This is a genomic window from Ruania suaedae, assembly GCF_021049265.1.
GTDB lineage: Bacteria > Actinomycetota > Actinomycetes > Actinomycetales > Beutenbergiaceae > Ruania > Ruania suaedae.
Window position 1 is genome coordinate 1,092,772 of record NZ_CP088018.1, and the last position, 14,266, is coordinate 1,107,037.

15 protein-coding genes are annotated in these 14,266 nt (G+C 72.2%); 7 read left to right on the forward strand and 8 right to left on the reverse strand.

The features are described from left to right. Nucleotides 1–4: 4 nt before the first annotated feature. Complete coding sequence (locus LQF12_RS04915) at nucleotides 5–631, forward strand: malonic semialdehyde reductase (protein ID WP_231054875.1); 627 nt, start codon at nucleotides 5–7, stop codon at nucleotides 629–631. 17 nt (nucleotides 632–648) lie between these two features. Here LQF12_RS04915 and LQF12_RS04920 read toward each other — a convergent pair whose 3' ends face one another. Further along, nucleotides 649–1,932, reverse strand: a complete 1,284-nt coding sequence (locus LQF12_RS04920; RefSeq protein ID WP_231054876.1) for a macrolide 2'-phosphotransferase — start codon at nucleotides 1,930–1,932, stop codon at nucleotides 649–651. A gap of 82 nt (nucleotides 1,933–2,014) precedes the next feature. Between LQF12_RS04920 and nudC the strand changes: the two genes are divergently transcribed. Then, nucleotides 2,015–2,935: an NAD(+) diphosphatase gene (gene nudC, locus LQF12_RS04925; RefSeq protein ID WP_231054877.1), complete on the forward strand. Its 921-nt coding sequence runs from the start codon at nucleotides 2,015–2,017 to the stop codon at nucleotides 2,933–2,935. A gap of 32 nt (nucleotides 2,936–2,967) precedes the next feature. Here nudC and LQF12_RS04930 read toward each other — a convergent pair whose 3' ends face one another. Next, nucleotides 2,968–3,225: a glutaredoxin domain-containing protein gene (locus tag LQF12_RS04930; protein ID WP_231054878.1), complete on the reverse strand. Its 258-nt coding sequence runs from the start codon at nucleotides 3,223–3,225 to the stop codon at nucleotides 2,968–2,970. 89 nt (nucleotides 3,226–3,314) lie between these two features. Between LQF12_RS04930 and LQF12_RS04935 the strand changes: the two genes are divergently transcribed. From LQF12_RS04935 to LQF12_RS04945, 3 genes are all read left to right on the forward strand, one after another. Next, nucleotides 3,315–5,372, forward strand: a complete 2,058-nt coding sequence (locus LQF12_RS04935; protein ID WP_231054879.1) for an ATP-dependent helicase — start codon at nucleotides 3,315–3,317, stop codon at nucleotides 5,370–5,372. Between the two features lie 115 nt (nucleotides 5,373–5,487). After that, a complete protein-coding gene (locus LQF12_RS04940) occupies nucleotides 5,488–5,673 on the forward strand; it encodes a hypothetical protein (RefSeq protein WP_231054880.1) in 186 nt (61 codons plus the stop codon). Between the two features lie 82 nt (nucleotides 5,674–5,755). After that, nucleotides 5,756–6,172 (forward strand): WhiB family transcriptional regulator, encoded by a 417-nt coding sequence (locus LQF12_RS04945; RefSeq protein ID WP_290370734.1) that lies wholly within the window; start codon nucleotides 5,756–5,758, stop codon nucleotides 6,170–6,172. Nucleotides 6,173–6,217: 45 nt separating this feature from the next. Here LQF12_RS04945 and rhmD read toward each other — a convergent pair whose 3' ends face one another. From rhmD to LQF12_RS04965, 4 genes are all read right to left on the reverse strand, one after another. Then, on the reverse strand, nucleotides 6,218–7,396 hold the full coding sequence (gene rhmD, locus LQF12_RS04950) for an L-rhamnonate dehydratase (protein ID WP_231054881.1): 1,179 nt from the start codon (nucleotides 7,394–7,396) through the stop codon (nucleotides 6,218–6,220). Then, entirely contained in the window at nucleotides 7,393–8,439 is a 1,047-nt protein-coding gene (locus LQF12_RS04955; protein WP_231054882.1) for a zinc-dependent alcohol dehydrogenase, read from the reverse strand. Before LQF12_RS04955 ends, rhmD begins: the two co-directional genes overlap by 4 nt. An 88-nt stretch (nucleotides 8,440–8,527) precedes the next feature. Next, complete coding sequence (locus LQF12_RS04960) at nucleotides 8,528–9,301, reverse strand: IclR family transcriptional regulator (protein WP_231054883.1); 774 nt, start codon at nucleotides 9,299–9,301, stop codon at nucleotides 8,528–8,530. Then, nucleotides 9,298–10,359 carry a thiamine biosynthesis protein ThiF gene (locus LQF12_RS04965; protein ID WP_231054884.1) on the reverse strand — a complete coding sequence of 354 codons (1,062 nt, stop codon included), beginning with the start codon at nucleotides 10,357–10,359 and terminating at the stop codon, nucleotides 9,298–9,300. Before LQF12_RS04965 ends, LQF12_RS04960 begins: the two co-directional genes overlap by 4 nt. A gap of 101 nt (nucleotides 10,360–10,460) precedes the next feature. Here LQF12_RS04965 and LQF12_RS04970 point away from each other — a divergent pair, with 101 nt between their 5' ends. Beyond that, complete coding sequence (locus LQF12_RS04970; RefSeq protein ID WP_354004698.1) at nucleotides 10,461–10,988, forward strand: M48 metallopeptidase family protein; 528 nt, start codon at nucleotides 10,461–10,463, stop codon at nucleotides 10,986–10,988. Between the two features lie 31 nt (nucleotides 10,989–11,019). Here the strand turns inward: LQF12_RS04970 and LQF12_RS04975 are convergent, their stop codons facing one another. Then, the gene (locus LQF12_RS04975; RefSeq protein WP_231054885.1) at nucleotides 11,020–12,396 is read right to left on the reverse strand and encodes a zinc-dependent metalloprotease; all 1,377 of its coding nucleotides are present in this window, start codon (nucleotides 12,394–12,396) and stop codon (nucleotides 11,020–11,022) included. A gap of 90 nt (nucleotides 12,397–12,486) precedes the next feature. Between LQF12_RS04975 and LQF12_RS04980 the strand changes: the two genes are divergently transcribed. Then, the gene (locus LQF12_RS04980) at nucleotides 12,487–13,587 is read left to right on the forward strand and encodes a YlbL family protein (protein ID WP_231054886.1); all 1,101 of its coding nucleotides are present in this window, start codon (nucleotides 12,487–12,489) and stop codon (nucleotides 13,585–13,587) included. A 10-nt stretch (nucleotides 13,588–13,597) separates the two neighbouring features. Here the strand turns inward: LQF12_RS04980 and LQF12_RS04985 are convergent, their stop codons facing one another. Continuing rightward, on the reverse strand, nucleotides 13,598–14,134 hold the full coding sequence (locus LQF12_RS04985; protein ID WP_231054887.1) for a PPA1309 family protein: 537 nt from the start codon (nucleotides 14,132–14,134) through the stop codon (nucleotides 13,598–13,600). Nucleotides 14,135–14,266 lie beyond the last annotated feature (132 nt).

The following is a 14,266-nucleotide window of genomic DNA, read 5'->3' on the forward strand; positions in this document are numbered from 1 at the left end:
GGATATGAGCATCGACACCGCGCCCCCCACCGCCGCCCACTTCCGCGTCGAGGCGGACACGGCCGATCTGCTCTTCCGGCAGGCGCGTACGACCCGTGCCTTCACCGATGATGAGGTGCCCGCGGAGCAGATCCGGGCGGTCTACGACCTGATCAAGTACGGCCCCACGGCGATGAACGCCGTGCCCATGCGCCTGCTCGTGGTGCGCAGCGCCGAGGCGCGAGAGCGCCTCGCCCAGCACATGGCGGGCGGGAACAAGGACCGCGTCTCGGCGGCGCCGCTGAGCATCGTGGTGGCCTACGACCCGGCCTTCCACGAGTACATGGACCGGCTCTTCCCGCAGGCTCCGGGAGTGCGGGAGCACTTGGCGGGCCAGGCGGACCAGCGGGCGGCGATGGCCCGTGACAACACCCTGCTCCAGGCCGGCTACCTCGTGGTGGGTCTGCGCGCCGCCGGCCTCGGGGTGGGCCCGATGACCGGGATGGATGCCGACGCGATCGACGCCGAGTTCTTCGCCGAGAACGGGTGGCGCTCCCTCATGGTCGTCAACGTCGGCCGCCCGGCGCAGTCAGACGAGTCCGGTTCCCGCGGTGAACGGCTCGCCTTCGACGAGGTCGCGCACACGATCTGAGGTCAGGTCAGGTCAGGTCAGGTCAGCGGCGGCAGCTGCACCGTGGGTGTCTCGTCGTCGCCCCGGCGGGGACGCTGCTCCTGTCCTTCGTGGTCCGCACGACGTAGTGAACGGAGCTCGCTGAGGTCACCGGTCTCGTTGTCGTCGCCGACGAGCGAGCCCACGCGATGGGAACCCGTTGGGTGGGCGTCGTCGGTGCCTTCGGACTCGTCGGTGTCCGTGGGCGAGGCCTCCTCGCCGGTCTCGCCGGTCTCGTCGCCCGGATCGGTGTCGCTGCCCTCGACGTCCTCGCCGTCGGAGTTCCACTCGAGGATCTCGTCCTCGTACTGCTGCGGGTCGGGCTCGCTCAGTACCGGCTCCACGTGCCCGATCGGGGGAGTGTCCGCGACGTCCTCGTCGAGCTGGCGCAGCATCTCGATCGCCTCGTCGATGACCTGGCCGGCCCGGGTACGCACCCCGTACATCAGCCACCGCACCAGCGCGAGCTCACCGGCGAGCACCGCCCGGTCGGCCAGATGGTCGTCACCGCGCTCGGTGCGCGCGAGGGAGTAGGCCTCCAGGATCGAGTCCAGGGCATCCTCCGGCGCACTGGCCAGCAGCCAGGCGAGGTCGTCGGCCGGATCGGCGACCCGCGCATCGGACCAGTCCAGGATGGCGGTCACCTCGTCCTCGGCCACCAGCACATGCTCGGCGGCCAGGTCCCCGTGCACCGGCGTCGCACGGAAGCGCCACAGCGTCACGTTCTCCAGGGCGTGCTCCCAGCGCCGCAGCAGGCCAGCCGGCACGTAGCCGGTCCGCGCGGCCTCGTCCACCTCGGCCAGCCTCCGCCGGCGGTAGGTCTCCGCGTCGTAGACCGGCAGGCCCGCCTCGCCGACGATCGAGGGGTCGAGCTCGTGCAGGGAGGCGATCGCCCGGGCGACCTGTGCCGCCAGGCCCGGTCCGGGGCGAAGCCGGGACACCTCCAGGGGCGCGCCGCGCAGCTGCGGATAGACCATCGCCCGGCCCCCCTCGGGCAGCGGAGCGAAGCCTGCGGGCCGCGGCACGTCGAAACTCAGCGCTGCGCCGTCCACGGCGGTGGCGAGCTGGGCGAGCAGTGCCACCTCGGCCTCCAGCGCTGCCCCGGCGGAAGCGCGCCGCGGAGCCCGCACGATCCATCGCCGGCGGGAGGCGTCGAGCACCCCGACCACGTCGAAGTCGGCCCCCGGACTGCGCGGCGGACGGGTGGCGACCACGTCCAGGCCGGGGATCGCGACCGTCGCGAGGGCTGCGAGGGCGAGCGGGGAACGAGGAGTCTCGGACACATGCTCACGGTAGGCCAGCACCGGGCCCGGCGCGGGTTGATCGGCGGCGCGTTGCCCGATCGTGGTGTGCCAGGCTGAGGCGATGGACTCCGACCTGCTCCCTCTGGCCCGGCCCGGCATCGATCGTGACGCGCACCGCCGCACCCGCCCGGGGCTGCTCGAGGAGGTGCGGGCCGACGCCTCCACCCGTGTGGTGCACGTCCGCGAGGGCCGCGTCGCGGCCCTCGACACCGGCGACGGCGACCCTCGCCTCGTGCTGGAGGCCGGGGCCGACGAGCGGTCGACATGGCTGTATCTCGGCCGGGACGGGGCCACGTCCTATCTCGCCGCCCTCGAGCCCCCAGCGGAGCAGACGGCGCGTCGCACCGATGATCCCCAGGGTGGCAACGGCCCGGACTATCTCAACGTGCGTGACATCGGCTGGCGGCTGTCGGGCCGGGACGCCGCCCTGGCCGGCACGGCGCTCGCGCTCGCCAACTGGCACGCGCGGCACCAGTTCTGCCCGCGCTGCGGCGCCCGCACCGAGATCGGCGATGCCGGGTGGGTCCGGCGGTGCACGTCGGATTCCTCCCAGCACTTCCCCCGGACCGACCCGGCGGTGATCATGGCGATCACCGATCCGCAGGACCGTCTTCTGCTGGGCCACGCCACCCACTGGCCGCCGGGGCAGTTCTCGGTCCCCGCCGGATTCGTCGAGCCGGGGGAGTCCCTCGAGGCAGCCGTGCGGCGGGAGGTGCACGAGGAGACCGCCGTCGTGGTGGACGAGGTGTCCTACCGCGCCAGCCAGCCCTGGCCCTTCCCGGCCTCGCTCATGCTCGGCTTCCGCGGACGCACGCGCCAGACCGAGGCGGTCCCCGACGGCGTCGAGATGGGATCGGCCCGGTTCTTCACGCGGGAGGAGGTCACGCAGTCGTGCAGCAGCGGGCAGATCCGCCTGCCGCGCCCGACCTCGATCGCCTGCAGCCTCATCGAGGAGTGGTTCGGCGGGCCGCTGCCGCGCTGATCGCGGCGTGCCAGGGGGAGCCGTTCAGCGGGTCAGCCGGCCAGGCGTCGCTCGACCTCCGCCAGCGACGGGTTCGTCGCCGATGACCCGTCCGGGAAGATGACGGTGGGGACGGTCCGGTTGCCGCCGTTGAGCCGCTCGACCTCGGCCACCGCTGCGGGGGTCTGCTCGATGTCGACCTCGGTGAGGTCGATCCCGGCGCTACGCAGCCGGCCTTTCAGGCTGGCGCAGTAGCCGCACCAGGCGGTGGTGTACACGAGGACGGTGCCGGGCTCGGGAACGGTGCTCATGCGCTGGTCAACACCCGCGGCGCACCTGGTTGTTCCACCTGTGGACCGGCCGGGCCCGGTGTCGGCACCGGCTGCGACAATCGACAGCGATGACAGACCCCGATCAGCTCCTCGAGGCGCTCGACCCCGACCAGCGCACCGTGGCCGAACAGCTCACCGGCCCGGTATGCGTGCTCGCGGGCGCCGGGACGGGCAAGACCCGCGCCGTCACCTACCGGATCGCCCACGGGGTCCGTACCGGTGTGTACAACCCGCAGACGGTGCTGGCGGTGACGTTCACCGCTCGCGCGGCCGGGGAGATGCGGACCCGGCTGCGTGACCTCGGCGTGCCGGGCGTGCAGGCCCGCACCTTCCATGCCGCAGCGCTGCGGCAGCTGTCCTACTTCTGGCCCAGTGCCATCGGTGGCGGGGTGCCGCGCATCATGGAGCACAAGGCCCCGTTGATCGGCGAGGCAGCCGGACGCCTGGGCATGTCGGTGGACCGGCTGGCGATCCGCGACCTCGCGGCCGAGGTGGAGTGGGCGAAGGTCTCGCTCGTGACCGCCGACGACTACCCCCGTGCCGCCGCCGCCTCCGACCGCAGCGGGGTCGCCGGATTCGATCCCACGACGATCGCCCGGCTGCTCTCGGTCTACGAGGACGCCAAGACCGACCGCAACGTCATCGACTTCGAGGACGTGCTGCTGCTCACCGTGGGCATCCTGGCCGAGCGGGAGGACGTCGCGGACACGGTTCGCCGGCAGTACCGGCACTTCGTGGTGGATGAGTTCCAGGACGTCTCGCCGCTGCAGCACCGGCTGCTGGAACTGTGGCTCGGCGGCCGGGACGACCTGTGCGTGGTGGGGGACGCCGCCCAGACCATCTACTCGTTCACCGGAGCCACCGCGCGGTACCTGACGGAGTTCTCCCGGCGGTACCCGAGCGCGACCGTGGTCCGGCTGGTGCGCGACTACCGATCGACTCCGCAGGTGGTCTCGCTGGCCAACTCCATGCTGGCCGGGGCGGGCCGGTTCCGCTCCAGCGCCTCCGTCGACCTGCAGGCGCAACGGCCCTCCGGCCCCGCGGTGCGGTTCGTGGCCCACGATGACGACGAGTCCGAGGCCGGTGCCGTGGCGGCGCGTGCCGCCGAGCTCATCCGCAGCGGCACCCCCGCCGGCGAGATCGCCGTGCTGTACCGCACGAACGCCCAGTCCGAGGCCTACGAGCAGGCCCTCAGCCGCGCGGGGATCGGGTACCTGGTCCGCGGCGGTGAACGCTTCTTCTCCCGCAAGGAGGTGCGTGACGCCGTCGTGCTCCTGCGCGGTGCGGTGCGCAGCCAGGGCGAGACACCGCTGCCGGAGGCGGTGCGGGACGTGCTCACGAGCGCCGGATGGGCGCCGGAGCCACCGGCGGCGCGGGGGGCCGTGCGCGAACGGTGGGAGTCGCTGAACGCCCTGGTGCAGCTGGCCGACGACCTGCACACCACGCGCGGGGCCGACATGGGCGGGCTGGTCGCCGAGCTGACGGAGCGGGCCGCGGCCCAGCACGCGCCGATGGTCGACGGCGTCACTCTCGCCTCGCTGCACGCTGCGAAGGGCCTGGAGTGGGATGCCGTCTTCCTGGTCGGCGTCTCCGACGGACTGCTGCCGATCTCCATGGCCGAGACCGAGGACGCGATCGCCGAGGAGCGGCGCCTGCTGTACGTGGGCATCACCCGTGCCCGGGAGCACCTCGAGCTCTCCTTCTCGCGCTCCCGCAATGCGGGTGGGCGGGGCAGCCGGCGACCGTCCCGGTTCCTCGACGGCATCTGGCCCAGCGACGAGCGCCCGCCGCGGCGCCGGCGCGGCAAGGCGGCCCGGGCCGAGGCACTGGCCTCCTCGCTCACCCTGGAGGATGCCGACCCCGAGGTCTTCGAGCGCCTGCGGGTCTGGCGCGCCGCGACCGCTCAGGAGCTGGACAAACCGGCGTTCACGGTCCTGCATGACAGCACCCTCGTGGCGATCGCCGCCGCGCGGCCCACCCACATGCGTCAGCTCGCCATCCTGCGTGGGATCGGGCCGACCAAGCTGGAGGCCTACGGCGCCCAGATCCTCGCCGTCGTGCGCGGCGATGCACCGAGCCAGGCCACTGCCCAGGGGTCGGTGGCGGGTGCTGAGAAAGAAATCTGAAGAAAGTTCGAAAAAAGACTTGGGCGGCCGGGGAGGTCGTCGTAGTGTGAAGCCCGTTCGAGACCAACTGAGCCGCCGCCCAGCCAGCGAGAAGCGGTTCCACGAGCCTGAGGAGGTGAACGCAGTGGAGATGAAGAACCTGATCTGCACGCCGGCGATCGGCGTCCGCATCAGCGGCACCCGCGCGTTCACCATGGCGCGCCTGCGTGCTGTTGCCGGCCCGATCGGAGGGGCTGCCACCGCTGCCGGTGGCACCTCGACCGGCGTGCCCGCCCCCGGTTCCGCACCAGATCTGACCTGACACCAGCTGTCACAGATCAGGCCGCGGAGCCCAGCACGGGTCCGCGGCCTTGCTCGTCCCTCGAGGATCTCCTCGGCGAGTGATGCCCGGTCCCATCCCCGGCTCACCCACCATGCCTCAGGAGCATCTCGTGCAGTACACCTCAGTTCTCGACCATCAATCGCGCGGTGGCTCGGCGACTGCTTGGAGCTTCCCGTCCAGTCCCGTCGATCTGACCACCACCGACGACCAACCCCTGCCCTGCCAGGACACCTCCACCCAGGACCTCTGGTTCGCCGAGCGCACCGACGAGGTCGAGCACGCCAAGGCACTGTGCGCCTCCTGCCCGCTGCGGGCCGAGTGCCTCGCGGGTGCCCTCGAGCGGCGCGAGCCCTGGGGCGTGTGGGGCGGTGAGGTCTTCGTCGACGGTGAGATGGTGGCTCGCAAGCGCGGCCGTGGCCGCCCCCGCAAGAACGACCCGTACGCGCCGCCCCCCTCACGCAGTACCTCTGCTGCGTGAGGGGGTGGTGCCGTCACCGGCTCCGCGTTCGCTCCCGCGGGACGCTCAGTGGGTGAACGGCCTTGACAGCTCGCACTCGGGGTTCAGCCGCACGCCGAAGCCAGGGCGGTCCGGGACGACGAGACGACCTCGTTCGGGTACCGGCTCGTCCAGCAGCAGTGGAGTGAACATGGGGACGATCTCGTCCGCGCCTGGAGCCATCATGATGAACTCGGCGAACGGGCTGTTGTGGCGCGTGAGGACGTAGTGGTAGCTGTACACGCTGGAGCCGTGCGGGACGACGGGCACGCCGTGCGCGTCGGCGAGCGCACCGATCCGGATCAGTTCCGTCAGGCCACCGCACCAGCCCACGTCCGGCTGAAGCAGGTCCGCGCACCCCATCTCCAGCAGCATCCGGAACCCGTGCCTGCCGGCCTCGTGCTCGCCCGTGGTGACCATCATCCCCGTCGGGACCCTGCGTCGTAGCTCGGCGTAGCCCCAGTAGTCGTCCGGCAGGAGCGCCTCCTCGACCCAGCGCAGCCCCAGCTCGCCCGCCCGGTGGGTCAGCCGGGTGGCGTAGTCCAGATCCAGCGACATCCAGCAGTCCAGCATGAGCCAGAAGTCCTCGCCGACCAGGCTGCGCATGTGCGCGAGGTGCTCGAGCGTGGCGCGCATCCCCGCCTCACCCTCAGCGGGGCCGTGCTGCAACGGCATCTTCCCGCCGATGAATCCCAGTTCGCGCGCCACGTCCGGCCGGGCTCCGGTCGCGTAGAAGACCAGCTCGTCGCGCACGGGACCGCCGAGAAGCTGGTAGACAGGCTCCTGCCGAACCTGGCCGAGCAGGTCCCACAGCGCCAGATCCACGCCGCTGATGGCGTTGAGGACGAGTCCCTTGCGGCCGTAGTACAGCGACGACAGATACATCTGATCCCAGATTCGCTCCAGGTCGGTGACCCGGGCGCCTTCGACGAACCGAGCGAGATGGTTCTCGATGATCCAGGCCGCCGGCACCCCTCCGGTCGTGACGGCGAACCCGGTGGACCCGTCGGAGGCCTCGACCTCGACCACCAGCGTCCCGAGGACGTTGAGCCCGAAGCTCTTGCGGCTCTGCCGGTACTGCGGATACTTCGCCATCGGGGTCGCGATGTGGTCATCGATCCAGTGCGGGACGTCCTGATCGTGGTAATCGGCGCCGCCGCCTCGCACGGTGGAGGCCGTGATCCGGGTGATCGTGGGTGTGCTCATGGGTGCACTCCTGCGTGGTGGGGGACGTCCTCGAGATGGACGAGAACCTTGCTCGCGCCGGACTCGCCGCGGGCGAGCGAGTCGAACGCCGCCGGCGCTCCGGCGAGGTCGGTGTGAGCGTCGATGAGGGTGGCCAGCTCGGGCGGGCTCGTCCCCACCCACTCCGCCGTCTCGCGGAAGTGCGCCGCCGAGTAGCAGAAGCTCCCGATCACGCTCCGCTCCCCGGTGCTCACGGCGTAGGCGCCGATCTCGACCGTGGGTGCGTTCATCCCGACCAGCACGATCCGGGCCCCGAGAGCCGAGATCGTCAGCGCATCCTCGAGCGTGCGGCTGGTGCCGACCGCGTCGAGCACGAGGGTGGGCGGACCGCCCAGCGCCGCCACCGCGTCGCTGCTGAGGCGTTCGGGGTGGATGGCTTCCAGGCCCAGGCCCGCGATCAGGGCCCGGCGAGCCGGCGCGGGTTCGGAGACGACGACGCTGCGCGCCCCGAGCCTACGTGCCGCGAGCGCGGCCGCCTGGCCGATCGGGCCGCCGCCCAGGACCAGGACCCGGTCCTGCTCCCGGCAGCCGCCGCGCCGGGCGGCGTGATACCCGACCGCCAGGGGTTCGACCAGGGCGCCGTACTGCGCAGGAATCGTCTCGGGCAGCACGATGACGTTGCGGGCCGGGGCGCGCAGCAGCTCGGCGAAGGCCGAGGGGTAGTCCCGATCCACGCCGATGACCGTGCGGCTCGCGCACCACTGTTCGCTGCCCGCCTCGCATACCGGGCAGTCGCCGCAGGCGATCACCGGGTTCACCGTCACCAGCGCGCCGATCTCCATCCCGCTCACGCCGGAGCCCAGGCCGGCGATCCGGCCGACGGTCTCGTGCCCCATGACTTGACCCGGATGGCGCCGACCGTTCTCACCGGTGTAGCCATGGATGTCCGAGCCGCAGATCCCGGTCGCCACCACCCGGATGAGCACCTCCTGTGCCCCGGGCTCAGGATCGGCCATGGTCTCGACCGCAAGCGTCCACGGGCCCCGGTAGACCAACGCCTTCATCGATCTCCGCCCTCCCTGCTTCATGAATGTGAATGGCAGTTCACAAGAATGAATCTGACAGACGGGTGGTCAGAGGTCAAGAGAGACGTCAGCCGCCGAGCCGGTCCCTGATCAGCGCCGCACCCCGTCGGAGGGCGAGCAACGGCCGCTCCGGCCAGTCATCCCCGCATCGGAACACCGGCGCGGTGGTGGACAGCGCGGCGATCGGGTGCCCCAGCGCACCAGAAAGCAGGAGCGGGACGGCCACGCACCGGCAGCCCGGCAGGTACTCCTCGTCGTCGAGAGCGAAACCCTGGTCCCGTACCTGCCCGATCAGAGTGCACAGCCGGCCCGGCTCGGTGACCGTGCGCTCGGTGAACTGCGGGAGGACGACGCCCGTCAGCCGCCGGCGCATCTCGTCGTCGGGGAGCTGGCTGAGCAGCGCCTTGCCGATGCCGGTTCCGTGCGCGTGGAGCTGCATCCCCACCGACGAGGCCAGGCGCATCGGGCGGGGACCCTCGCTGATTGCGATGTAGACACTTCCTATCCCGTCGAGCCTGGCGAGCTGAACTGTCTCGCCGATCTCCTGGGCGAGGTCATCCATGATCGGCGCGGCCACCGAGGCGAGGTCGCGGTGGCCCAGGTAGCGCTGTCCGAGCTGCCAGACGCGCAGGCCCAGGGTGTACTCGCGGGTGCGCGGGTCCAGATCCAGCCACCCTCGGGCGACCAGCGTGCGCAGCAGGCCGTGGGCGCTGGACCGGGGAAGGCCGAGGTCGGCGACGAGGTCGGCGAAGGTGACCGATCTGCGCTCTCCGATGTGGTCGAGCACGGTCAGCGCGCGGTCGGCGGACTTGACCGGTTCGCTCGTCTGTCCCTGGGTCATCTGTGCATTGTCACCCACGGCGCCGCGGGGGTGCGCACGCCTTCCCGGGTGCCGCGCTCCTGGGGACTGCGCTCCAGGCTGGTCTGCGTGCAGCCGCACTCGGGGTGGGGGTCCCACCGGCGTTCTACCGGTACCGCCTGCCAGCCGGTCAGCTCCAGCGTGGCTCCCTCCGCCTGCACCTGCCGGCCGTCCACAGCGGCCAGCAGCATCTGCGCGGCCAGGGCGGCGCCGGACCAGGCCAGCGAGGTCTCGGGCCCGTGCGGCCTGCGGGCCGCGGCCTGGGTGGCCAGTGCCGGCCACCGCTCGTCCTCATCGCAGCGGTACAGGTCCAGGCAGCGGGTGCACGCGCTCAGGCCCGGTCGTACCAGCGGCCCGACGGTGACCGCCAGCTCGCCCGTGACCACGCACAGGTGTGGCACGTCCTCCCGCATCAGGGCCCGGACCGGCACGGGGTCGACGACGTCCGGGCGCACCAGCACCACCAGGTCCGGCCGGACCGACGCCGGGGCGCTCATGCGCACGGACGGCACTGCCGCCCGGATGAGACTGACGGCGATGCGCTCGCGGCACCGGCCGACGTCGACCGGGCGGTAGAGGCCGGGGGAGACGTCCTCGGCGCGGACCACCGTCTCATCGCGCACGAGCACCGTACCGGCGCCGGCCTCCGCGGCAATGAGAGCCAGGCGCAGGCCGAGCCGGTCCAGCCCGCGCACCTCGACCACGGCCTGGGCCCGGTCCGCCGGCCGGGTGAGCCCACCCGCCGCCGCGCGGTGCCAGTACGCTGCATCCGGATCCTGGTCGCATCCGTGCGGCCGGTCCGTGAGCAGGTTGGACTCCTGGACGCGCCCGAGCAGCGCCGCCACCCGGCGGCGTGGTACCCCCAGCTGGTTGCCGCGTTGGCGCAGTGTTGCCACATCGAGCACCCGGGGGATCTCGTCCACGAGGCGCTGCTCGGCATCGCTGAGCCCCTCCAGCCGTAGCGCGCAGCGTGGATCGAGCCCGAGCTGGCTTGCCCCGCGCTCGCGCCAGAAGACCTCGAAACCTGGTCGTAGTCGCATTCTCACCCTCCTTGTGGCGAGCCTCGCACAGCAGCGCTCACCCGGGGTCGACGCCGCATGAGCCTGTGGATAACCCGGCGCGGCTGTGCCAAGGTGACGAGGTGAGAGGTCGTGAGCAGACGCGCGAGATCGACGGCGTCACCGTGCTGGTGCGGCGCAGCAGCCGACGACGCAAGACCGTCTCCGCCTTCCGGGAGGGTGGCCGGACGGTGGTGGCCATCCCCGGCCGGTTCAGCCGAGCCGAGGAAGAGGCCTGGGTGCGCCGGATGCTCGAGCGGCTGGCGGCCGGTGACCGGCGCCGCAGCCCGGATGCCGAGGCGCTGACGGCGCGCGCCCGTGACCTGGTGGAGCGCTACCTCGATCCGAGAGCCCATCCGGCGTCAGTGGCCTGGGTCGGCAACCAGGGCTCCCGGTGGGGCTCGTGCAGCCCCGACTCGGCGAGCATCCGCATCTCCGAGCGGGTGCGCGGGATGCCCGGCTGGGTGCTCGACTACGTGCTCCTGCACGAGCTGGCCCATCTGATCGAACCCGGGCACGACGAGAAGTTCTGGGCGCTGCTGGAGCGCTACCCGCTGACGGAGCGGGCGCGCGGTTTCCTGCTGGGGGTGACCCACGCCGAGGACGGCTGAGCAGCGCCGCGCCGGGCGGGCGTGAGCGCGGTCAGTCCCGGCCGGGCTCCTGCCGCCCCGGGTCCTCGCCGTCGAGCATGGCCTCCAGTGCCGCGTCCATCTCGGAGTCGGCGATCGCCTCCGCCGCGCGCCGGGTGAGGAACTCGCCCGGCGCGTCGAGGTCGGTGTCGGTGGGGAAGACGTCCGGGTGAGACCACAGGTCGTCGCGCCCCTCGATCCCCTGCTCGCGAGCCACCAGCGCCCACAACGTCGCGGCGTCGCGGGCCCGCCGCGGGCGCAGCTCCAGACCCACCAACGAGCGGAAGGTGTCCTCCGCCGGGCCGCCGGCGGCCCGGCGGCGGCGCAGCATCTCCCGCAGGGGGACCGCGTGCGGCAGATGCGGTGCGGTGGCGGCGGCCGTCACCTCCTCGACCCAGCCCTCCACCAGCGCGAGCGTGGTCTCGAGCCGGAGCAGGGCACGCTCCTGGGCGGGCGTGCGCTGCGGGGAGAAGATGCCCCCGGAGAGCGCCTCCCGGAGCTGCTGCATGTCGGTCGGATCGATGCTGCGGACGGCCTCCTCCATCTGCTCCAGGTCGATCTCGATGTTGCGCGCGTACTCCTCCACGGCACCGAACAGGTGCGAGCGCAGCCACGGCACGTGCGCGAACAGGCGCGCGTGGGCCGCTTCGCGGACCGCCAGGAAATGCCACACCTCGTCCTCGGGTGCGTCCAGCCCCTCGGCGAACGCGCTCACGTTCGCGGGCACGAGCATCAGACCGGGTTCGGACAGCAGAGGGAGCCCGACGTCCGTGCCGCCGAAGACCTCCCGGGCGAGCGTGCCGGCACCCTGGCCGACCTGCATGGCGAAACTGGCAGCGCCGAGCGTGCGCATCATGGCCGAGATGTCGACCCCGGGGATCGGCATCGCCCCGCTGCCCGGGTCCTCACCCTCCAGCGTGGTCGCGAGCGCCTCCGCCACGGACGAACCGACGGGCTCGGCGACCACCCGCCACGTGGGCAGGGTGCGTTCGACCCAGTCGGCACGCGAGGCGGCGGTGGGCTTCCCGCCCGACGGCGCCAGCTCCGTCGCAGCGTCCAGCCACAGGTCGGCCACCGACAGCGCCGAGCGCACCCGGGCGGCGTCGGCGGAACTCACGCTCGCATCGCCCTGCGCGTGCGCGGCCTGCCGGGCGACGTCCTTGGCCATCCGCCACTGGGCGTCCGGGTCGTTGCCGGAGGTCATCAGCTGCTGCATCTGGGCCATCGCGGCCTGCAGCTGGGCCGGATCGGTGGGCATCCCCGCCCCGGCGAGCTGCTCGGGATCGATACCGCTCGCCTCGAAGGCTCGCATCGCCTCCTCCGCACCGTCGGCACCCAGTACCTGCTCGAGCATCCGTCGCAGCGATTCCCGCGCGTTCTCGTCGGCCATGCCTCACGGTAACCACACCGACCCGCCGGGGACAGCGCCGCTACGGCACCTTTCGCTCAGGGCGCACCGCAAAGGAGGGATGATGGGGGCATGTCTGAGCTGGGAACGAGTGTGCGGCGGCGCCGCGTGCTGGATCGGATCGGCACCCGTTCGATCACGATGACCGTGGCAGGCGCTGCCACGCTGGGCCTGCTCCTGGTGATGCTGCTCTCACCGGTGCCCTATGCGGTCCAGGGTGCCGGGCCGACCTTCGATGCATTGGGCTCGGTGGAGGACGTCGAGCTCATCAGCGTTTCCGGCACGCAGACCTATCCGACCAGCGGGGAGTTGCTGCTGACCACCGTCACCACCGCCGGCGGCCCGGGCTTCCCCGTCGACGCCGGCAGTGTGGTGCGGGGCTGGCTCGACCCCGGCCGCCGCGTGCTCCCGGTCGAGGCCGTCATCGACCCGGACGTCACGGCGCAGGAGCAGGACCGCATCGCCCAGCAGCAGATGACCAGCTCGCAGGAGAACGCGACCGTCGCCGCTCTCACCTCCCTGGGCTACGAGGTGCCCGCCGAGCTGACCATCGTCGGCGCCGACCCGTCGATGAGCGCTGACGGCGTGGTCCGCGAGGGCGACGTGATCACCGCGATCACGGTCGGCTCGGAGCGCACCGACGTGCCCAGCTACCAGCACCTCGCGGACGTCCTCGCGAGCACGGCCCCCGGGACAGCCGTGACCCTCGAGGTCCGGCGGGACGGCGAGACCGCCGACCTGGAACTGGTCACCTCCGACAACGGCACCGGGTCCAGTGTCCTCGGGGTCTTCCTCGACGCCGACTTCACCTATCCGGTGGACGTGCACATCCAGATCGACAACGTCGGCGGACCCAGCGCCGGCACGATGTTCGCGCTCGGCATCGTCGACGAGCTGACCGAGGGGGAGCTGACGGGCGGGCACGTCGTGGCCGGTACCGGCACGATCGACATCCAGGGCGCGATCGGGCCGATCGGCGGGATCACGCTGAAGATGCATGCTGCCGAGCGCGACGGCGCCGAGTACTTCCTCGTTCCCGCAGCCAACTGCGCCGAGGCCGTGCAGGACGTGCCGCGCGGGCTCGGGGTCGTGCGGGTGAGCAGCCTGGCCGAGGCGAGGGACGCCGTCGAGGCCATCGGCCAGGACCGCACGGAGCATCTGCCGACCTGCTGAGCAGGTGCTCTCAGGCGAGGGTGGCCGCGAGGGCCTGCGCCAGGCCGGGCACGGCGTCGGGCCCGCCGCCGATCGCGTCGTCGGAGTCGTTCGCGCGTGAGCGCAGCGCGCACCAGGTCTCACCACTGCGCAACACCCCGACGGCGATACGCACGTCCTGGCGGTCGGGGTGGGCGAGGAGGAACTGCAGGCCCTCGTCGGGGTCGGTCGGCATCTGCGCCTCGGCCTCCGGGGGGACGACCATGCGCTCGACCACGATGGCCGCGCCGTCCACGGTCTCCGGCCACGCGAGCTGGGCGAGCAGCTCCTCCAGAGCGTCCGCGGCCGGCAACCCGTCCTGCTCGATCGAGGTCAAGTGCTCGGGATCCTGCCCGGCGCCCTCGGGAAGCTCGTGGGCGAGCTGGGGGCTGGTGGCCAGGATCTCGCTGGTGCGCACCAGCGAGAACACGGCGATCTCGGCGTCCCAGCCGCGGGCGGCGACGTGCCGTTCGATCTCGGTCGTGGCCACGGCGAGGGCGCGGGAGCGGGCGCTCAGCTCAGAGGTCATGGGCCCATGGTCGCAGCCGCCCCCGGGTATGGGAAACTTCATGGACGGCTCATGCGTTGGTAGCAGTGAAGGGTCCCCGGGGTGTTCGCGTGCGAGCACCCGCGACCCTCGTCCCGAGCCGCCCGATCCCGA